The sequence below is a fragment of the Thiovibrio sp. JS02 genome (assembly GCF_053485635.1).
The window spans coordinates 3,520,716-3,538,383 of record NZ_CM130715.1 but is presented as its reverse complement, the minus strand read 5'-3'; the positions used below and the strand labels follow the sequence as shown (position 1 = coordinate 3,538,383).

22 protein-coding genes are annotated in these 17,668 nt (G+C 56.0%); 13 read left to right on the top strand and 9 right to left on the bottom strand.

Translation table 11 applies throughout. The annotated features are described in order from the left end of the window. Positions 1–69 precede the first annotated feature (69 nt). The 3 genes from ACUUL3_RS16295 to ACUUL3_RS16285 all read left to right on the top strand — a co-directional run bounded on the left by ACUUL3_RS16295 (position 70) and on the right by ACUUL3_RS16285 (position 1,717). The gene (locus tag ACUUL3_RS16295; RefSeq protein ID WP_448553153.1) at positions 70–510 is read left to right on the top strand and encodes a hypothetical protein; all 441 of its coding nucleotides are present in this window, start codon (positions 70–72) and stop codon (positions 508–510) included. Between the two features lie 110 nt (positions 511–620). Further along, a complete protein-coding gene (locus ACUUL3_RS16290) occupies positions 621–1,361 on the top strand; it encodes a pseudouridine synthase (protein ID WP_448553151.1) in 741 nt (246 codons plus the stop codon). A gap of 71 nt (positions 1,362–1,432) precedes the next feature. Continuing rightward, positions 1,433–1,717, top strand: coding sequence for an HU family DNA-binding protein (locus ACUUL3_RS16285; RefSeq protein ID WP_448553149.1), 285 nt, complete (start codon positions 1,433–1,435; stop codon positions 1,715–1,717). Between the two features lie 15 nt (positions 1,718–1,732). Here ACUUL3_RS16285 and rimO read toward each other — a convergent pair whose 3' ends face one another. From rimO to hemL, 7 genes are all read right to left on the bottom strand, one after another. Then, entirely contained in the window at positions 1,733–3,073 is a 1,341-nt protein-coding gene (gene rimO / locus ACUUL3_RS16280) for a 30S ribosomal protein S12 methylthiotransferase RimO (protein ID WP_448553147.1), read from the bottom strand. Next, positions 3,024–3,812, bottom strand: coding sequence for a nucleoside phosphorylase (locus ACUUL3_RS16275; protein WP_448553145.1), 789 nt, complete (start codon positions 3,810–3,812; stop codon positions 3,024–3,026). Before ACUUL3_RS16275 ends, rimO begins: the two co-directional genes overlap by 50 nt. Positions 3,813–3,994: 182 nt before the next feature. Further along, the gene (gene atpE, locus ACUUL3_RS16270) at positions 3,995–4,282 is read right to left on the bottom strand and encodes an ATP synthase F0 subunit C (protein WP_448556511.1); all 288 of its coding nucleotides are present in this window, start codon (positions 4,280–4,282) and stop codon (positions 3,995–3,997) included. A 129-nt stretch (positions 4,283–4,411) separates the two neighbouring features. Beyond that, positions 4,412–5,134 (bottom strand): F0F1 ATP synthase subunit A, encoded by a 723-nt coding sequence (gene atpB, locus ACUUL3_RS16265; RefSeq protein WP_448553143.1) that lies wholly within the window; start codon positions 5,132–5,134, stop codon positions 4,412–4,414. A 25-nt stretch (positions 5,135–5,159) separates the two neighbouring features. Next, entirely contained in the window at positions 5,160–5,561 is a 402-nt protein-coding gene (locus tag ACUUL3_RS16260) for an ATP synthase subunit I (protein WP_448553141.1), read from the bottom strand. After that, the gene (locus ACUUL3_RS16255; RefSeq protein ID WP_448553140.1) at positions 5,561–5,785 is read right to left on the bottom strand and encodes an AtpZ/AtpI family protein; all 225 of its coding nucleotides are present in this window, start codon (positions 5,783–5,785) and stop codon (positions 5,561–5,563) included. The genes ACUUL3_RS16260 and ACUUL3_RS16255 overlap by 1 nt, the downstream gene beginning before the upstream one ends. Positions 5,786–5,882: 97 nt before the next feature. Further along, complete coding sequence (hemL, locus tag ACUUL3_RS16250; RefSeq protein WP_448553138.1) at positions 5,883–7,175, bottom strand: glutamate-1-semialdehyde 2,1-aminomutase; 1,293 nt, start codon at positions 7,173–7,175, stop codon at positions 5,883–5,885. A gap of 218 nt (positions 7,176–7,393) precedes the next feature. On the opposite strand from hemL, the gene ACUUL3_RS16245 reads away from it, so the two are divergent. The 6 genes from ACUUL3_RS16245 (at position 7,394) to ACUUL3_RS16220 (ending at position 11,141) form a co-directional block, all read left to right on the top strand. Further along, on the top strand, positions 7,394–7,834 hold the full coding sequence (locus tag ACUUL3_RS16245; RefSeq protein WP_448553136.1) for a hypothetical protein: 441 nt from the start codon (positions 7,394–7,396) through the stop codon (positions 7,832–7,834). A 340-nt stretch (positions 7,835–8,174) separates the two neighbouring features. Beyond that, complete coding sequence (locus ACUUL3_RS16240) at positions 8,175–8,621, top strand: PilZ domain-containing protein (RefSeq protein WP_448553134.1); 447 nt, start codon at positions 8,175–8,177, stop codon at positions 8,619–8,621. A gap of 57 nt (positions 8,622–8,678) precedes the next feature. Further along, positions 8,679–9,080 carry a hypothetical protein gene (locus tag ACUUL3_RS16235; RefSeq protein ID WP_448553132.1) on the top strand — a complete coding sequence of 134 codons (402 nt, stop codon included), beginning with the start codon at positions 8,679–8,681 and terminating at the stop codon, positions 9,078–9,080. Positions 9,081–9,116: 36 nt separating this feature from the next. Beyond that, positions 9,117–10,088 carry an AAA family ATPase gene (locus tag ACUUL3_RS16230; protein WP_448553130.1) on the top strand — a complete coding sequence of 324 codons (972 nt, stop codon included), beginning with the start codon at positions 9,117–9,119 and terminating at the stop codon, positions 10,086–10,088. A 59-nt stretch (positions 10,089–10,147) separates the two neighbouring features. Next, a complete protein-coding gene (locus ACUUL3_RS16225; protein WP_448553128.1) occupies positions 10,148–10,639 on the top strand; it encodes a hypothetical protein in 492 nt (163 codons plus the stop codon). Positions 10,640–10,808: 169 nt separating this feature from the next. After that, positions 10,809–11,141: a hypothetical protein gene (locus ACUUL3_RS16220; protein WP_448553126.1), complete on the top strand. Its 333-nt coding sequence runs from the start codon at positions 10,809–10,811 to the stop codon at positions 11,139–11,141. A 29-nt stretch (positions 11,142–11,170) separates the two neighbouring features. Here ACUUL3_RS16220 and ACUUL3_RS16215 read toward each other — a convergent pair whose 3' ends face one another. Both ACUUL3_RS16215 and ACUUL3_RS16210 read right to left on the bottom strand, forming a co-directional pair. Beyond that, on the bottom strand, positions 11,171–12,529 hold the full coding sequence (locus tag ACUUL3_RS16215; protein ID WP_448553124.1) for a sigma-54-dependent transcriptional regulator: 1,359 nt from the start codon (positions 12,527–12,529) through the stop codon (positions 11,171–11,173). Then, on the bottom strand, positions 12,519–13,976 hold the full coding sequence (locus tag ACUUL3_RS16210) for a sensor histidine kinase (protein ID WP_448553122.1): 1,458 nt from the start codon (positions 13,974–13,976) through the stop codon (positions 12,519–12,521). Before ACUUL3_RS16210 ends, ACUUL3_RS16215 begins: the two co-directional genes overlap by 11 nt. Positions 13,977–14,395: 419 nt before the next feature. On the opposite strand from ACUUL3_RS16210, the gene ACUUL3_RS16205 reads away from it, so the two are divergent. From ACUUL3_RS16205 to ACUUL3_RS16190, 4 genes are all read left to right on the top strand, one after another. Continuing rightward, the gene (locus ACUUL3_RS16205; RefSeq protein ID WP_448553120.1) at positions 14,396–14,920 is read left to right on the top strand and encodes a hypothetical protein; all 525 of its coding nucleotides are present in this window, start codon (positions 14,396–14,398) and stop codon (positions 14,918–14,920) included. Positions 14,921–14,958: 38 nt separating this feature from the next. After that, a complete protein-coding gene (locus ACUUL3_RS16200) occupies positions 14,959–15,297 on the top strand; it encodes a hypothetical protein (RefSeq protein ID WP_448553118.1) in 339 nt (112 codons plus the stop codon). Positions 15,298–15,608: 311 nt separating this feature from the next. Further along, entirely contained in the window at positions 15,609–16,676 is a 1,068-nt protein-coding gene (locus tag ACUUL3_RS16195; protein ID WP_448556509.1) for a sulfite exporter TauE/SafE family protein, read from the top strand. Further along, positions 16,669–17,532: a universal stress protein gene (locus ACUUL3_RS16190; protein ID WP_448553116.1), complete on the top strand. Its 864-nt coding sequence runs from the start codon at positions 16,669–16,671 to the stop codon at positions 17,530–17,532. Before ACUUL3_RS16195 ends, ACUUL3_RS16190 begins: the two co-directional genes overlap by 8 nt. Positions 17,533–17,668 lie beyond the last annotated feature (136 nt).

The window sequence follows — 17,668 nt, the reverse complement described above, 5'->3', positions numbered from 1 at the left end:
AAAGGTTGACGACCATCCTACCGAATAGCTATTGTAGACGAAGAGCAAATCGCCACGGAGAGGCTTTCCATGAAAATCAATGACATCATTGCCGGCAAACAGATTGAGGCGAACAAAATCGCCAAAAATCAGGAAAAGGGCACAGCGGCTTCTTTTCAGGAAATATTGGCCAGTCAACTGCGCGCCGGTGGCAAAACCGAAGCGGGCGAATCCGTCTCCCCGCTCTCTTCCGTAACGGCGGTTTCCCCCAGTCTGCGCCTCGACAGCCTGCTCACCACCGAGAACACCATCTCCACCCTGGAACAATTCAGCGCCGCCCTGGCAAACCCCGCATTCACGGAAAGCGATCTTGAGCCCTTTGCCTCGGAACTTGAAAACGACACCGCCGCTCTGGTCGACCTGAAAAACCAGCTTCCCAACGATGATCCGCTGGCCGCCCTCCTCGACCGGGTTGCCACCGTAAGCTATGTCGAGGCAGCCAAATTCCGCCGTGGCGATTACACAGCCTGACCCCCGTGCCCGCCCAGCCCGCCACCCATTGCCGACTCGCCGGCGACCTTGCGGCAACAACTCACCGGCCTTCCTCCTGCATTTTCCCCAATCCCGCCCCACGCTGAGCCATGGAAGAACGTCTGCAAAAAATTCTGGCCAAAGCAGGCATTGCCTCCCGACGCAACGCCGAAGAGCTGATCCGCCAGGGCAAGGTCACGGTGGACGGCAAGGTTGTTACGGAAATGGGCTTGCGCCTTGATCCGGAGCAACACCTCGTGACCTGCGAAGGTCGCCCCGTCTCCCTGATTGAAGAAAAAATCTATCTGCTCCTCAATAAGCCAAAGGGTTACGTCACCACCATGCGCGACCCGCAGGGGCGTCCCATCGTCTCCTCGTTGCTCACCGGCCTCAAGATCCGCGTCTTTCCGGTGGGCCGCCTGGACTTCGACACGGAAGGCGCCCTCATCCTCACCAACGACGGAGATTTTGCCGAGCGCATCCTGCACCCGCGCTTCGAGATAAAACGCACCTATCAGGCAAGAGTGCAGGGCCGCCCGGCGCGCGCGGATCTGCTCCAGTTGGAAAAGGGTATCGAACTTGAGGGGAAAAAGACCTGGCCGGCCCGTTTGCGGGTCACCGGCAAAGACAGCACCGGCACCACCATTGAAATCACCATCCACGAAGGACGCAAACGCCAGGTGCGAAAAATGTTTGCGGCCATCGGCCACCGAGTGCTCGCCTTAAAACGGATTGCTTACGGACAGCTCCGGCTTGGCGATCTTGCCAGCGGCCAATACCGCCGGTTGACGGCAGAGGATCTTGCCCTTATTTTTTCCGAGAAAAAATCTTCTTTACAATTGAATAGTTAGCTGTTTAAGATATTTTATCCCCTTGTATTTAATATCCTTTTTTTAACACGCAGGGAATGTGGAGAAGCCCTATGAACAAATCTGAGTTGATTGAAGCCCTTGCAGAGGAGTTGAATGTTCCCTTGCGGGACGCGAGTTCTGCCGCGACCACCATCCTGGACGCCATGGCGGACGCCCTGGCCAACGGCGAAAGCATTGAAATTCGCGGCTTTGGCAGCTTTGTCGTGAAGGAGTACGGTTCCTACTTCGGCCGCAACCCCAAAACCGGGGAAAAAATCAAGGTAAAGCCCAAGAAGCTCCCCTTTTTCAAGGTTGGAAAAGAGCTGAAAGAACAGGTAAACAGCCCCTCAAAATAGGGGCTGCCGCTCTGGCTACTCCGGAGTGACGATCTCGCCCACCAGATCGTAGGGGTGCGCTTCGGTGATCCGGACCTCTACGATCTCTCCGGGGTAACTCTCTCCGGCGTTGATGTAGACGCAACCATCAATCTCCGGGGCCTGGAATCGGGTTCTGCCCTCCAGCAGAAGCTCTGTCTCACTGCTCACCCCCTCGATCAGCACCTTTTCTATCCTCCCCACCATCTTCTGGTTTTTTTCGCGAGAAATATTTTCCTGCAAGGCCATCAGTCTGACCCGCCGTTCTTCCTTGACCTTTTCACCGCACTGCCCCTCCATCTTGTGGGCTGCGCATCCCTCTTCATTGGAATAACTGAAGATGCCGACATGATCCAGCTGCTGGCGTTCCATAAACCGGGCGAGCAACTCCACATCCTCTTCGGTTTCCCCTGGAAAACCAACCATAAAGGTGGTTCTGATGGCAGCCTCGGGCAGGATAGCGCGGATGCGGCCCAACAGTTCCTCAATATACCGGATTCCATAGGGGCGATTCATCGCCTTGAGAATACGGTCCGACACATGCTGCAGGGGAATGTCCAGGTAGGGCACAATACGGGGGTTGCTGGCAACGAAGGAGAGCAGTTCATCGCTTACCCGGCGCGGATAAAGATAGAGAAGGCGAAACCAGGGAATGGTGCTGGCGGCGAGCAGCTCGCGCAGGAGGGAGACAAGCTTGGGCGCGCCGGCGCCGAGGTCGTAGCCATAGGCGGTCAGATCCTGGGCGACCAGATTCACCTCGCGAACCCCGCCATCGTTGAGCACCTTGACCTCTTCAACAAGATCAGCGACGGTTCGGCTGCGCAAGGGGCCGCGCAGGCTTGGGATCAGGCAATAGGCACAGCGGTTCGAACAGCCCTCGGTCACCTTCATATACGCCCGGTGCGCCGGCGAAGAAAGCCTTCTGGGCCAACTGCTGTCCAAAAGAAATGCCGGCTTTGCCAGGTGAATCTTCTTTTGGCCACCCTGACTCATGGCCTGCAGCTTGAGAACAATGTCCTGGGTTCCCTCGGTGCCGATAAAAAGATCCACTTCGGGGAGTTCCCCGACAAGATCCCTGCCATAACGCTGCACCATGCAGCCGACCACCACGAGCTTTTGGCCGGGATGCCGCTCCTTCAGCTCGGCCAGGGAAAGAATCTCCTGGATGCCCTCCTCAACGGCGGATTGAATAAAGCCACAGGTATTGACCAGAAGCAGATCGGCTTCTTCCGGGTCATCGCAGGGAACATAGCCGGCCTTTCCAAGAAGGCCCAGCATAACCTCGCTGTCAACCAGATTTTTCGGACAGCCAAGACTGACCACAAAGACCTTCTTCATCGCACACGTATTCCTTTTCTGAGCCTGCTGATTTTTCAAGAGAAGCAAAGAGAGCCGCCAGCAACTGTCGAGAGCGCTTCCGGAGATTTTTCCCCTGAAACGCCGGTTGCCAAGGCTCTTTCCAGAGCAGATCGGAAACCAGTAACACCGCCGCCAGGTCTATCCTGCGAAAGGCAGCGACCTGCAGAAGCGCCGCGCACTCCATCTCCACCGCCACCACCCCCTCCCTTTGCAATCGGGCAACCTTTTCCCTGGTTTCTCGGTAGGGGGCATCCGTTGTCCAGACAGGGCCTTCCAAAAACTTTTCTCTCCTCAGGGCCAAAGCTCCCCTGAGGCTCGCAAGCACCAAGGGCGAGGGGGCAACGGAGCCGTCCACTGGGTAATGGCCGGACGTCCCCTCATCGCTCACCGCCCGGGCAGGCAGAACGAGATCGCCGACCTGAAGCTGGCTACTGAGCGCGCCGCACCAGCCCAGGGAGATTATCCTCCTTGCCCCCAGAGCGATGAGCTTTTCAAGGCAAAGCACCGCCATGGGCGCTCCGACGCAGGGCCCGGCCCAGAACATCTCCTTGGCCTGAGAAACATAGAGATTGCTGTTGAAGAGAAAATGTCTCTGCCAATTCGGGCAGAGTGATTCACGGGCGGCTGCGGCCTCGGCGGGGTTGACCAGCAACAGGCCGAGGCCGGGCAGGAGAGGATCGTTTCTGCCACGCGCCGGGGAGATAACAACATCAGACATGAGGCAAACCATATCCGCGAGGAAGAGGCCGCCACGAGCAAAAAACCCGCACGGCACGGCCAGGAAACCCGAAACACACGGCGCCCCTTTGCCTGGCGGCCTGAAGGATCATAAAAAAAGAAAAGGCCGCAGGAAAATCCTGCGGCCTTGACAATCAATGTTTCTCTTGCGAGCTTTTCGAATTAACCAAGCAGCGGGTTTGCGAAAAGCAGGATCAGAGAGATAACGAGACCATAAATGGTCAGAGACTCGATCAGCGCAAGACCGATGATCATGGTTACGGTGATTTTGCCGGAAGCTTCGGGGTTACGGGCAATGCCGGAGCAAGCGCCGCCGATACCGGCGCCCATGCCGATACCACAACCAAGGGCGGCAACGCCAACGGAAAGAGCGGCAGCCAGACAAACCAGAGCAAGGTTCACACCGGAAGCAGCGGTGGTTGCAGCCTCGGCGCCAGCCTCAGAAGCCATGGCAGCGGTGGCCAGACCCAGAACCATCATTACAGACAACATACCTACTTTCTTCATCTTCAGTTCCTCCAAAAATTTTTATAAATGGCCTTCTTCCTAATTTATTTGCAAAAAATCGTGATCAGCGGATCAATGCGCATGCTCCATGGCGGCGGAGAAGTAAAGAATCGACAGGAGCAAGAAAACCAGGGCCTGCACGATGGAAACAAACACACCGAGACAGAGGATTGGCAGCGGCGCGAAGTAGGCGCCGGCCAGCATGAAGAGGATCCCCAGCAGGGTCTCTTTTGCCATGATGTTACCGAAAAGACGAATGGAGAGAGAAAGAATTCGGGCAAAATGGCTGATAAGCTCGATGGGGAACATCAGGGGGATCAGCCAGGGAATGGGCCCGAGAAAATGCTTGATATAACCGACGCCATGAAACTTCACCCCCAGGATATGGGTAGTGAAAAAGACGATCAGGGTACAGGCAAGGGTGATATTAAGATTGGAGGTGGGGGACATGAACCCCGGCATCAGGCCGATCATGTTGGCCACCAGGATATACAGGGCAAAGGTCGCCAGCATGGGGAACATCATCTTGGCGCCCTCCTTCCCCATGTTGTCGGCCATGAACCCTTCCAGGCCGCCGATAATCACTTCCCAGAAGTTCTGCCCCTTGCCCGGCACCAGGCTCATCTTGCCGAGGGTCAGCTTGGGTACCAGGATCAGGAACAGCATCACCAGCCAGGTGTAGGTCATGTGCGGAGAAACGAGTTTGGCGAGCAAAGTGTCGCCGACAAGCCCGTGAGGCACGGGAAGCCCCAGCCGCTCCAAAATAAACGAAATAAAGAGTATTGGATGTTCCATGGTCCCTGCGACGCCTCCTTATACTTTAAAAATCCTTAAGATACATTTTTTTAACCGCGATTGTCACGGCAAGACCTATGCTCAACAGTACCGTGGAAAGGCCCACAAGCAGCCCGACGATCTGCACCTTCTGGAATTTCACCAGCAGGAAGAGCACGGCCACGATCACCGCCAACCGCAGATAATATCGCATGAAAAACCGGGCCTTGGCAGCCTCGAGAGGCCCGCGCAGCAACGCGACAAGGTCTTTTTTCAAAAACAGAAAACTCAGGTTGGCTATCGCCCCGCCGACAAAAACAGACAGCGCGACAAAAGCGGTGTAGAACAGCCAAGCCAACCCTGTCAGCAGCAGGAGCAACAGCCAGTTGCACACAGAAATCCTGGTGAGCGATACCTCACCCTGGTCGCTGCCCTGAACCGCCGCCATCAAAGATCCTTTTTTCTGGCCATGACATAAAGATTTTTAAAGGCCGCCGCCACGCCAAAACCCAGAAATATCAGGGTCAGCCACGGCGACGTCCTGCCGGCAAAAACCTTATGGTCCAGATAGTAGCCGATGCCCACGCCGATAAAGATTGAGAAGGCAACGGACATGCCGATGGTGCTGAACTCGGCCAGCAATTTCATGATTTCCTTGCGGTTGCTGGACATTATCTGCTCCGCCCCTCGAGTCGGACCACAGACATCATCGACATAAAATCGTTACGTTTCCTATCATGGCACCACCCCAAAGTCAACGGCTTTTTTCTCATTTCGCCAACTTTTTGAATGACCATTCAGTTTTCTCAAGGGCCAGCGCCAAATCAGCCTCACTGTGGGCAGCGGAGATAAAGGCCGCCTCAAACTGCGATGGAGCAAGCCATACACCCTGCCCCAGCATCTGGCGAAAATGCTGGCCATATTTTCCGGCGTCCGACTTCATCGCCGTTTCAAAATCCACAACCGGACCCGGGCTGAAAAAAGCGGTCATCATGGAGCCGGCCCGATTGAGGGTGGTCCGGCCGGGCAGATGCTTTTCCGCCAGGACGCTCAGCTCCCTGGCAAAGCGCGCGGCTTTTTCCTCAAGGGCCGCATAAAACCCCGGCTTGGCCAGTTCCCGCATGGTCGCGGCGCCAGCCGCCATGGCCAAGGGGTTGCCGGAAAGGGTTCCTGCCTGATACACCGGCCCAACCGGGGCGATCAGATCCATGATCTCTTTCTTGCCGCCATAGGCGCCGACCGGAAGCCCCCCGCCGATGATCTTGCCGAGGCAGGTCAGATCCGGCATGACGTTGAAATACTCCTGAGCCCCGCCAAGAGCAAGGCGCAAGCCGGTGATAACCTCGTCAAAAATAAGCACAATACCCAGCTCGGTGGTCAGCTCGCGCAGCCTGGCGAGAAATCCCGGCGCAGGGGCGACAACCCCCATATTGCCGGCAACCGGCTCGATTATGACGCAGGCAATATCAAGTTTCCTGTCGCGCAGTGTTTTTTCAAGCACTTCAGGATCATTGTAGGGGATGGAAACCGTGTTCCTGACAATATCATCCGGCACCCCGGGACTTCCCGGAATACCCAGAGTGATCACCCCGGAACCTGCCTTGACCAGAAAACTGTCCGCATGGCCATGGTAACAGCCGTCAAACTTGATCACCACCTTGCGGCCGGTATAGCCGCGGGCCAGACGAATGGCGCTCATGGTCGCCTCGGTGCCGGAGCTGACGAAACGAACCTTTTCCACCGAGGGCAAGGCATTGATGACCAGTTCGGCCAGTTCGATCTCCAAGCCACAGGGCGCTCCGAAGCTGGTTCCGTCCTGAAGCGTTTTCTCAATGGCGGCAACCACGGCCGGATGATTGTGGCCGAGGATCATGGGCCCCCATGAACAGACAAAATCGATAAATTCATTGCCGTCCGCGTCATACACCCTGGCCCCGCTCGCCCTTTTCACAAAAAGAGGATCGCAGCCGACAGACTTGCAGGCCCGCACCGGGCTGTTCACTCCGCCGGGGATCAACTGCTGGGCTTTTTCAAACAGCATCTTGGATTGATCGGTCTTCATGGGCCACGTCTCCTTTCCATCCTTTCTCAGGTTATTGTTCACAAAGGTCCGCGAAAAATATAGCAGGCCCACCCCATACTGTCAAAAATCTTTAACCATCCTCATTTTTGCCGGAACAAGCCTCCCATTCTCCTTGACAGGCGGATAGAGCTGTATGATCATAGCTGCAGAAACATGAACAGCCGGGAAAACAACGAAAAAAACGGAAAGGAACAGCCATGGAACTTCACGATCCCAATCTGCATCTAAAACTTATCGAGATGTGCGACTGCTACCTGGGAACCGAATACGCCTCCGCCATCCAGAAAATCGCCGACGCCCCCTCCGAAAACCTCGAAGAGGATGCCCTGCGTTATCTGGCCCTGGCCCTGCTGCACAGCATCACCGGACAGGCAACCCAGCTTTCCCTGAAGAGAAAAAACGAGAAAATCACCGCCACCATCAAGCATGATTCCGAAAAAACAGCTCTGCGTCCACCGCCGCGCCAGCTCTTCAACAGAATCATCGCCATCGTGCGCGGCATCATTCATCTCGATGAGGACAAAGGGGCAATCCCCCTTTCCCTTGGCCTCAAAAACGACCAGATCGAACTGCTGGTGAAAATTGAGCGGACACCGGACAAGGAAACATTGAAGATCAAACTGCCCGGCCTCGCCTGACGCGATCCTTATCGCCCCATCCCTTGGCGCTCCCGTGGGTCTTCAGGGGACTGACCGGGCAAACGATCAGAAAACCGCCACCAAAAGGCTCCTCCCCCAGTTCCCGGCGGGCAACCCGCCCGCCGGGCTCGTCATTTCCCCACTTTCCGCATGCCGCTGGCCGCCGAACCTGAACAACTGACTGTTTTACCTTGACAATTTCCTGAATGACAATAAATAATCAAATTGTATGGTTAGCGGATACTATCCAGGGAGCAGCCGGCAGAAGGGCATCGCAAGACGATTCCTCCCCCAAGCTTCTTTCTCTAAACTCCCACACCGCATGAGCAGGAGGAGCAGCATGAGCAAAAAAAAGAGCGATACCCCTGAGATAGAGCCCTGGGAGCTTAAGGAATTCCGTCCTGCCCCTCCGGCGGGCAGGACGGACGCGCAAGCCATGAAAAAAATCGTCCGCAAAAGCTTTCGGGAGCCGATCCTGGAAGAGGAGCAGGTTTACGCGGAGATAAACGGTCGGCGATACAGGCTCATCGACATCGGCAGCTTCGGGGTGGGCATCGCCGTGCCCTCGCTTGACACCTTCGCCTCCGGCTCCGTCTGCGCCATGCAGCTGCACATCGGCGACAACACCATCGACTTTCACGGCGAGATCACCCATACCTCGCCCGGAGAAAAAACCGGCGAATGCCACTGCGGGGTTAAATTTGTCGACCTGGATAAAACAACCGAACAGAAATTACAAAATTTCCTGACAACACATCACGCCAAACTTTTCGGCAGAGCGGAATAATTTTGTATACACCGCGGCAAATATCAATTACCAAACACTGACATGGACCCCGGCATAATGGCAGGAACCGACAAGCGCGACATTATGGATGACCTGCTGAAAGGCTCAGCCGAGGATGCGCAAGATGCCATACCACTGCTCGAGAATCTGATCCACCGGGAACGTCAGAAAGCTGAAGCAAGGAAACGCGAAGGAGCAGGCACCGTTTCCCGGCAGACAAAAAAACGAAAAAAAACCAGCAAGAAAAAGACGACCCACTATATTTCCGAAGAGATTTGCGAAGACCTTGATGACGCCCAAGGCAAGATAAACACCCTCATCCAAAGGCACCTGAAATCACGCGTCTCAAAATCCAAGATTGTTGACCAGGCACTGAAAATGATCTTGAGGGACTTTGAGGAAAAAGGCGAGAGAAGTCCTTTAATCCAGGAAATTCTCAAGGATATTTTCAAGGAATAAGAGGCCGTTGTTTCCATTGAAACCGGAGATTGCCCAATGATTATCACCTGCCCGCATTGTAAAAAGCAGCACAATATTGACGAGAAAAGAATTCCCCCCAATGTCAAGATGGCACGCTGCCAGGGTTGCGGGCAACAATTCCCCCTGGATATCCCCAGAGAGACCCCTGCCCCCCCGGCAGCAACGTCCGCCGCCGCCCCCCAGTCTCCTTCTGCTCCGGCGCCGGCTCCGGGAAAAAACGCCAGTCAGGAAACGCGGAGGATCGGGGTTTCCTTGAGCAAAGGCGGGGTCGGCAAAACAACGACCTCGGTCAACCTCGCCGCCGGGCTGGCCCTTGCCGGCAAACGCGTTCTCCTGGTCGACACCGATACCCAGGGGCAATCGAGCTTCATGCTCGGCGTCAAGGCAAAGGGAGGACTCACCGAGATGGTGACCGGCGAGCTTTCTCCCGAAGAAGCCATTGTCCAGGCCAGAAAAAACCTCTGGATCCTCGCCGGCGGCAAAGCCCTCGCCGGCCTAAAACGCCTGATCGACCGCAAGGATTACGGCGGCGAGCTCACCCTGGCCCAGGCGCTGACGCCGCTTGAAAAGGATTACGACTACGTGGTGGTGGACACTTCTCCCGGCTGGGATCCACTTACGGTCAATGTCCTTTTCTACGTCAACGAACTTCTGACCCCGGTTTCTCTTGAGGTCATGTCCATCCAGGGCTTTGGCGAATTCCTGAAAAGCATCGCCTCCATCCAAAAATTCCGCAAGGAGGTGCAGCTCAAATACATACTGCCCACCTTTCGGGACATGCGGGTGAGGAAAGGCACCGATTTTCTGGAGCAATTGGAGAAACTTTACGGCGAGAAGGTCTGCACCCCGATCAGGTACAATATCCGTCTCTCAGAGGCCCCTGCCTACGGACAGACCGTGTTCGAATTCGCGCCCGGCTCAAACGGTGCCCAGGATTATCGTGACCTTGTCCGCAAGATTACCGGCGAGCCGGATCTTTTCACCTGAGCTTTCGAACAAATGATTTCAGGCAGCATCTCCTGCCTGCCGGAACAGCCGAGGAAGCCATGCCGCCATCCGTTGAAGGACGGTTGATTCCCATCATGCGCGAGGGGATCGACATCATTAAAATGATCTTCTTCAAAAAACTGAAAGAAACCCTGATTCGCAAATATCCTGAGCGGGATCCCGCTTTTGCGGGCAAACTCAGCGGCGCCATGGTCAACAGAATCTTCGCCGGCGAAAACCAGGAGGCGCCCTTTCTCGCCTTTGCCACGGAAAACGCCGGACTCATCGCAAAAGAACTTAGCCGCGTGGCCGTTGACCTGGAAGAGATGCGGATCCCCCTTACCGATGCCCTGCGCATGCAGACCCTCTGCGATCACCAGGAAGGATCGACCAGCACCGCGACCTTGCAGGCGGCGGAACAGCTCGGCATCCTCCTCCTTGACCGCGACCTCCCCCTTCCCCACAGCTTCATCCAGCTGGCGCGCAAGCTGGGCAGCGCCTTCGGTCTCATCATCCCGCCGCTCCCCGCCGAAGAACCCATCTCCCACTGAACGCTGTGCCGGGTGCGCCCCCTGGCCATTCTCTTCTTTTCTTCCCGCGAAAATTTGTTCTATAATTTTGCAGGGGAAGCGACCCATTTTCCGTGATTCCCCTCCGGACAGACACCGCCCCGCAGCACTCCTTGCCCAAAAGAAGCGGGCACCACAGGAGGGAAACCCCATGGACACCCTGCACTGCCAAGCATGCCATGCCAAAATCCCAGAGGGGACGCTCTACTATTGCTGCCGGACCGAAATAATATCCGGATTTGACGGAATCCTCCCCGGGCCGGAGATGGACCCGGAGATGATGATTCAGGATGCCTGCGAGGAAATCACGCTCCGCCCGGCCCAGGATCTGATGGATGAGGTATACCAGGAAATCAGGATGATCCTCTGCCCCCAATGCCGCGCGAAGCTGCGGGCGCAACTCCTGGCCCTGAGGGGGCCCGAGCGCAAAGGCGGCAAGGTGTTGCAGTTTCCGGCGAACGGCAGGAAAAAATTCCCGCAATAACCGTTGCCGGCCGCGGGAGATATTGCCGCCTACTCGATTTCGTACTTCTTTATCTTCCGCCAGAGCGAAACCCGATCAATGCCCAGAATCTGGGCGGCCATGGTCTTATTGCCCCCGCACTCCTGCAACACCCATTCGATATATGCCTTTTCCTGATCCTCAAGGCTGGGGATGACGCCGCTTTTTTTGCGAAAGGTCTGCAGACAATGCCCGCGCAGATCTTCGGGCAGATGCACGGGTTCAATGGTATCACCGTTGGCCAGGGCCACGCCCCGCTCGATGATATTCTCCAGCTCCCGTACATTACCGGGGAAATCGTATTGCAGGAGAATATCCACGACCTCCGGAGCGATGTCCCGCACGTCCTTATGCATCATCATGCCGTACTTCTTGATGAAGTGGTGGATGAGCAGGGGGATGTCATCCTTCCTTTCGGCCAGGGGCGGAATTTTCAGGGCAACCACATTGATGCGGAAAAAGAGATCCTGGCGGAAATGGCCCATCTTGACCTCTTCCTGCAGATTTCTGTTGGTTGCCGAAATAAAGCGGACATCAACCTTAACCGGCTTGGTGCCGCCCAGGCGCATCACCTCTCTTTCCTGGATTACCCTGAGCAGCTTCACCTGCATGGCCAGAGACATCTCCGTTATCTCATCGAGAAAAAGGGTTCCGCCGTCAGCCATTTCAACCAGCCCCTTTTTCATCTCGCCCGCCCCGGTGAAGGCCCCTTTTTCATGGCCGAACAGTTCGTTGGCCAGCAGCTCCTCCTGAAATGCGCCGCAGTTCACGGAAAGAAGGGGGCCGCCATGCCGGTGGCTGCAGGCATGGACAAAGCGGGCCAACAGCTCCTTGCCGGTCCCTGATTCCCCGCAGATCACGACATTGCTGTCCGAGGTGGCCACTTGCCCCGCGGTTTCGAGCAGCTTCTTCATGGCCGGATTGTCGGTGATGAGGCGCGCCTCTCCCTGAAAGGCCTTGAGGTGTTCGCGCAACCGGCTGTTTTCCCGTTTCAGCCTGGTTTTCTCCAGGGCCTCTCGCACCACCTTGCGCACCTCGTCGAGCTTGTAGGGCTTGGCGACGTAATGATAGGCCCCGGCCTTCATGGCCTCAATGGCGGAATCCACCGTGGCATAGCCGGTGATCATGATCACCTCGGTATCCGGATAGAGTTCACGGGTCCGCTTCAGAATCTGCATCCCGTCGACCTTTTCCATCTTCAGATCGGTGAGCACCAGATCAAAAATCTTCTCCTCCAAAAGCTGCAGGGCGCGGGGACCGCTTTGCGAAGCGGTTATATCGTAGCCTTCCTTGTTGAGGACATGCTTGAGATTGCTCAGGGCGATCTCCTCGTCATCCACAACCAAAAGTCTTGGGGTATCACTGTTCATTAATCTTTTCCTGTTGTTCTCCCGGGATCCAGATGATGAAGGTCGTGCCAAAGCCGGGCCGGCTGTCGACGCTGATGGTTCCGCCATGCCACTCGACGATGTCATGGACGATAAAAAGGCCGAGGCCGGAACCGTGCCCCACGTCCTTGGTGGTAAAGAAGGGATCAAAAATCCGCTTCAGTGTTTCTTCGCCAATACCTGGGCCGTCATCCTCGACAATGATCTCCACCTCGCCCATTCCCTCCGCCATGTCCGTTGTATGCGCGGATATCCAGATATGACCGTGCCCGTTTGCCGCGTCGATGGAGTTCTTGATCAGATTGAGCAACACCTGCTGCATCCGCTGCTTGTCGACAAAAATAAAGAGATCATCCGGCGCGTCAACGGCGATTTCCATTTCACTGGGCACCTGGCCGCGGATCAGCATGATCGCTTCATCGACAAGCTTTTTAAAAGGGAGTTTTTCCTTGTTGAACTCCTTGATCCGGGAAAATTCCAGAAGGGTCCGGACAATGTCCCGGGCCTTGTCCGATTGCGTCTCAATCTGCCCGATGAGTCCTTTTTTGAACTCCAGATCACCATCCTCAATCTCCTCCCGCAGAATCTGGGCAGATGTGGAAATATTTGAAAGCGGATTGTTCAATTCATGCGCCACCCCCGAGAGCAGGGTTCCCAGGGCGGCGAGCTTCTCCGATTGCACCAGCTGATGCTGCCGCACCTGCAGTTCCTTGGTCATCCGGTTGAAGGCGGTGAGCAGCGAGCGAACCTCCTGCTCGCCTTCACCCACCTGCACCTCAACGAAATCACCCTGGGAGATCTTCTTGGTATATCCCTCCAGGATCTTCAACGAGGTGACCACCCTCCTGCCGAGAAGAGCGGCAATGCCCATGGCCGAAACGAAAAGAAACACAATGGAGATCAGCAGTACGCTCTGGGTGGTCTTGAGAAGTTTTTTGATCTCAGCCTTTTCCGCGAAACGGGTCTTTTCGGCAAAATCGGTGAGCTCCTTGCCTGTGTGCCGCACCTGCTCTTCCAATTGTTCCTGTAACCCATTCCGGCGCGCCATGACCTGATGGTCATAATCATAAAGCTTCTGCATGTCGCTGCCGTAAGAAGCTATGAGCCCGGGAAGCCTTGCCATATCCCGTGCCGAGACAACAAGCCACAGGGAGGATGCATTTTGGTCGAAAAGATCCTTTACCTGCTTCCAGTAGTGCTGATTTTCCTGAAAATCCTTTTCCTGGCGATAGAGAAAATAGTTTTTCTCAAACCGGCGCACCTCCAGGGTGGTATTGAAAAAATCCTCGATCAGCTCGACAACGACGATCTTATCCTCAACCCGCTTGACAATGCCGTAAGTCAGAATGGCAGAGCCCACCATGATGATGAGCAGCAGATAGAAACCGTACGTGATCTTTTTTCGTATTCCCAGAGTCTGAACGGGCATGCTTTCCCTGCGGTTTTCCAGGTGGCGGCCGCTGCGGCGGTGAACCCGGCAATGGTCTGCAATTCATTTCTCTTGCCCCAACATACTGCCATCCTCGCGCAAAGTCCACAGGTTGCATTTTGCAACGATTGATTTTTTTCTGTAACACTTTCTCATCCTCTCGAATTGACGCCTTTTTCAGCATGCAAAAAAAATACTGTTTCAAAAACGCAACACTGACTCCCAAAACGAAACATCGCGATAACCAGCTAAAACAACACACAAAAATCAAAACTAAATGAATGGCACGCTTGTTGCTTATGCTCCTGTGCGTAGCAAATGGAAATCCGGTGGCGGTTTGCCTCGCCCGACCAATGAATCAAAACCAACGCCGGCTCTGCTCGCTGAAGCAGGAAGCGGAATGAACGGCAGGTACCATCATGAGCACGCTCAAAGACATTTTCAAAAAACTTGAGGAAAGCATGGCTTCAGCAGCCTTTGCCGAGGCAGGCGAGTTCGAGACCGCCCGGCAGCTTCTCAAGCCGGTCAAGAATGCTCATAAACGTGTCCTGCTCGGCACGGACAAGGCGGAAATCGATGCCAAGACAATCGGTTACGCAATGCGCCTCTGCCAACGGATCGGCGGCAACCTGGAGATCTTCCATGTTCTCCGCATGAGCGATGCCAAGATGGCCACAGAGATCGAGCAGAAAAAGGATCTCATCGATGCCCTGAAGGCCAAATTCGGCACGAAGGGAATCTCCTACCAACTGGTCATGGGCCAGGATTGCCTTGCTGACGAGGTTCTCAAGCACACCACCACACGGCGGGATCTCCTCTGCGTGGTCTTTGACGCTCTGGAGGCCGGAAGCTCAAGCTGCCTGCAGGCCAAGCAAAACATGATCGCAAAGTTCCACGCCTTAAACTGCCCCGTGGTGGTTTATGCAGAATCAACAATGGCTTAACCGCTTTAATAAATTGAATTTTACAGGGAGATGAAGGGATGAAGCTAACGGAAGTAGACAAAACCATGACGGCGGTCGCCTTTGCCGAAGCCGGCGAGCACGACACCGCAAAAAACATGCTGCAAGGAGGCAAAAAGACACCAATGGCAAACCACGAACCCGCGAAAAAACCGTACCTGAAAACAATCCTTTTCGGAGCAGTATCGATTTCCGCGTATGTCCTGCTGTTCAAGAATGAAAAACTGGTCACCGACACCTTTACCATGGGCGGCTGGCGCTGGGTTTACCCGGTTTGCACGGCTTTTTTCTTCTCCTTCATCCACGGGGCCTTTGCCAGCAACCTGCTGAGCACCCTTGGCATTGAAGCAAAAAAATAACCCGCCTGATTCGGCCGCAGAAAGGAGATGCACCAACAATGAAAAAGTTATTGATCATACTCATGTTTACCATCCTTCCCCTCTCCCTGTCCGCCCATTCGGCCCTGGCCGCCGGCGGCGAAGGCCCGTCCAAGGACATGCTCAAGGGCATTATCACCGAAGTGAATGCCGCCGAGCGCACCGTTCTCTTTGAAAAAGACGGCACCAAGGAGATGATCACCCTGAGCCTGGGCGCGACCATGCAGCCCGAAGACCTGAAAGTGAACCAAAAGGTGCTGATCAACCTGGATAAGCATGCCGAAGGCAAGGTCATGAAGGACGTATCCGTCATGTTCATGGACATGACCCCCAGCAAACTCATCGCTCTCCTGGTGATCGGCGCCATTGGCGGCCTGCTTTCGGGCTTCATCGGCTCCGGCGGCGCCTTTGTCATGACGCCGGCCATGATGTCCCTGGGCGTTCCCGGCGCGGTGGCGGTGGCCAGCAACATGTGCCACAAGTTCCCCAAGGCCATGGTCGGCGCCTACAAGCGCTGGAAATACGGCCAGGCCGATATCAAGCTCGGCCTGGTCATGGCTTCCACCGCCATCATCGGTGTACAGATCGGCATCAAGATCCAGAAGTACATCCTGAGCCAGTTCGGCGGCGCAGGCTCCAACCTTTACATCAGCGCGGTCTTCATGGTGGTTCTGGTCTTTGTCGGCGGCTATGTTTTTTATGATGCCTACAAACTGGCCAAGGGCAAGAGCGAGGAAAACGCCACCAGCCGGCTTGCCCTGCGGATGCAGAGCATCAACCTCCCCCCCATGATGCACTTCAAGACCGCCAAGATTCGCATCTCCGCCTGGATCACCATCCCGGTCGGCCTGCTCACCGGCATGCTCGCCGCCACCATCGCGGTGGGCGGCTTCATCGGCGTCCCCGGCATGATCTATGTCCTTGGCGCCTCCGCCGTGGTCGCCAGCGCCACCGAGTTGATCATCGCCTTTGTCATGGGCGCCTGGGGTTCCATCCAGTGGGGTCTTTCCGGCCTCATCGATATCCGCCTCGCCCTGCTCCTGCTGGCCACCTCCCTGATCGGCGTGCAGCTCGGCGCCCTCGGCACCACCTATGTGAAGGATTACATCATCAAAGTGGTCATGGCCACCACCATGCTCATCGTCGCCGTCAGCCGCGGAGTCAAGATTCCTGGCTATCTGGTCGATCTGGAGTTGATGGCGCCCATTGCCCCGAACACCATCGCCCTGCTGGAAGGCGTCAGCTTCTGGTCGCTGGTGGCGGCCCTGGGTTCGGCCGGAGCCATCATCGTCGTGGCCATGATCAAGGGTATGACCGCCGACCGGCAAAGCAAGAAAGCCCTTGGGGTGGCCAATGGCTAAGTACCGGAAAATCCTGGTCGCCTATGACGGCTCCGCTTCCGCGAAAAGCGCTCTTTCCCTGGCAAGTCAGCTTGCCAGGGAAGACAAGAGCTGGATCAAGGTGCTGGCCGTGGTGCCAAGCTATCAAGGCGATCTGGATTTGATCGGCGTATCAAACATCAAGGAAACCATTACCGGGCCCGGCGAGAAACTGCTGGCCGAGGCCCGGCAGCTTGCAGGAACGGAAGGGGTGCACATCCTGGCCAACCTGGAACAGGGTGAGCCTTACGAACAGATCGTTCATGTGGCCGATGAGGAAAGCTGCGATCTCATCGTCATGGGCCGCCGCGGCAAAGGCCATGTGGAACGCGAACTGATGGGCAGCGTCACCGAACGGGTGATCGGCCACACCAGGAAAGACGTGCTGGTGGTGCCGGAGGAGGGAAAAATCTCCTGGCGGAATCTGCTCCTGGCCACGGACGGCTCGCAATACTGCGATACCGCCCTGGAGCGCGCCCTGGAAATAGCCCAGGAACGCGGCTCCCACCTCTCGGCCGTCTCCGTGGTCTATACCAATGATGAATTCTATGCCCTTGCTCCGGAAACAATCAAGGAGCTTTACCGGGATGCGGAAAAGGTCCTGGAAAAGGTGAAGAACTGGGCCGGCGACCTCGGCGTCAAGGCCGATCTTTTCGTTCGCGACGGCGAACCGCACCAGGCCATCACCAGCCTTGCCGGAGAAATCTCGGCCGACCTCGTCATCATGGGCTCCCATGGCCGGAAGGGGTTGACCCGGCTGCTCATGGGCAGCGTCACCGAGCGGGTGATCGGCTACACGACCTGCCCGGTCCTTGTCTGCCATCGGCAAAACCCGTAACAGGCGGAGCGGATTCGCATTATCTGTCTCCTCCTTTATCCTTATGGGCGCCCGCAAGGGCGCCCATTTCTTTTTTTGCCGCCCACGGGCAACCTTCCCTCCTCATCGTCCTGGCAAACCCTGCAAAAGAGTGGTA

Bases quoted from the DNA above. Each gene is read 5' to 3' on its own strand.
- ACUUL3_RS16295 (WP_448553153.1), top strand. From the start codon at position 70: ATGAAAATCAATGACATCATTGCCGGCAAACAGATTGAGGCGAACAAA.
- ACUUL3_RS16290 (WP_448553151.1), top strand. From the start codon at position 621: ATGGAAGAACGTCTGCAAAAAATTCTGGCCAAAGCAGGCATTGCCTCC.
- ACUUL3_RS16285 (WP_448553149.1), top strand. From the start codon at position 1,433: ATGAACAAATCTGAGTTGATTGAAGCCCTTGCAGAGGAGTTGAATGTT.
- rimO (WP_448553147.1), bottom strand. From the start codon at position 3,073: ATGAAGAAGGTCTTTGTGGTCAGTCTTGGCTGTCCGAAAAATCTGGTT.
- ACUUL3_RS16275 (WP_448553145.1), bottom strand. From the start codon at position 3,812: ATGTCTGATGTTGTTATCTCCCCGGCGCGTGGCAGAAACGATCCTCTC.
- atpE (WP_448556511.1), bottom strand. From the start codon at position 4,282: ATGGCTTCTGAGGCTGGCGCCGAGGCTGCAACCACCGCTGCTTCCGGT.
- atpB (WP_448553143.1), bottom strand. From the start codon at position 5,134: ATGGAACATCCAATACTCTTTATTTCGTTTATTTTGGAGCGGCTGGGG.
- ACUUL3_RS16260 (WP_448553141.1), bottom strand. From the start codon at position 5,561: ATGGCGGCGGTTCAGGGCAGCGACCAGGGTGAGGTATCGCTCACCAGG.
- ACUUL3_RS16255 (WP_448553140.1), bottom strand. From the start codon at position 5,785: ATGTCCAGCAACCGCAAGGAAATCATGAAATTGCTGGCCGAGTTCAGC.
- hemL (WP_448553138.1), bottom strand. From the start codon at position 7,175: ATGAAGACCGATCAATCCAAGATGCTGTTTGAAAAAGCCCAGCAGTTG.
- ACUUL3_RS16245 (WP_448553136.1), top strand. From the start codon at position 7,394: ATGGAACTTCACGATCCCAATCTGCATCTAAAACTTATCGAGATGTGC.
- ACUUL3_RS16240 (WP_448553134.1), top strand. From the start codon at position 8,175: ATGAGCAAAAAAAAGAGCGATACCCCTGAGATAGAGCCCTGGGAGCTT.
- ACUUL3_RS16235 (WP_448553132.1), top strand. From the start codon at position 8,679: ATGGCAGGAACCGACAAGCGCGACATTATGGATGACCTGCTGAAAGGC.
- ACUUL3_RS16230 (WP_448553130.1), top strand. From the start codon at position 9,117: ATGATTATCACCTGCCCGCATTGTAAAAAGCAGCACAATATTGACGAG.
- ACUUL3_RS16225 (WP_448553128.1), top strand. From the start codon at position 10,148: ATGCCGCCATCCGTTGAAGGACGGTTGATTCCCATCATGCGCGAGGGG.
- ACUUL3_RS16220 (WP_448553126.1), top strand. From the start codon at position 10,809: ATGGACACCCTGCACTGCCAAGCATGCCATGCCAAAATCCCAGAGGGG.
- ACUUL3_RS16215 (WP_448553124.1), bottom strand. From the start codon at position 12,529: ATGAACAGTGATACCCCAAGACTTTTGGTTGTGGATGACGAGGAGATC.
- ACUUL3_RS16210 (WP_448553122.1), bottom strand. From the start codon at position 13,976: ATGCCCGTTCAGACTCTGGGAATACGAAAAAAGATCACGTACGGTTTC.
- ACUUL3_RS16205 (WP_448553120.1), top strand. From the start codon at position 14,396: ATGAGCACGCTCAAAGACATTTTCAAAAAACTTGAGGAAAGCATGGCT.
- ACUUL3_RS16200 (WP_448553118.1), top strand. From the start codon at position 14,959: ATGAAGCTAACGGAAGTAGACAAAACCATGACGGCGGTCGCCTTTGCC.
- ACUUL3_RS16195 (WP_448556509.1), top strand. From the start codon at position 15,609: ATGAAGGACGTATCCGTCATGTTCATGGACATGACCCCCAGCAAACTC.
- ACUUL3_RS16190 (WP_448553116.1), top strand. From the start codon at position 16,669: ATGGCTAAGTACCGGAAAATCCTGGTCGCCTATGACGGCTCCGCTTCC.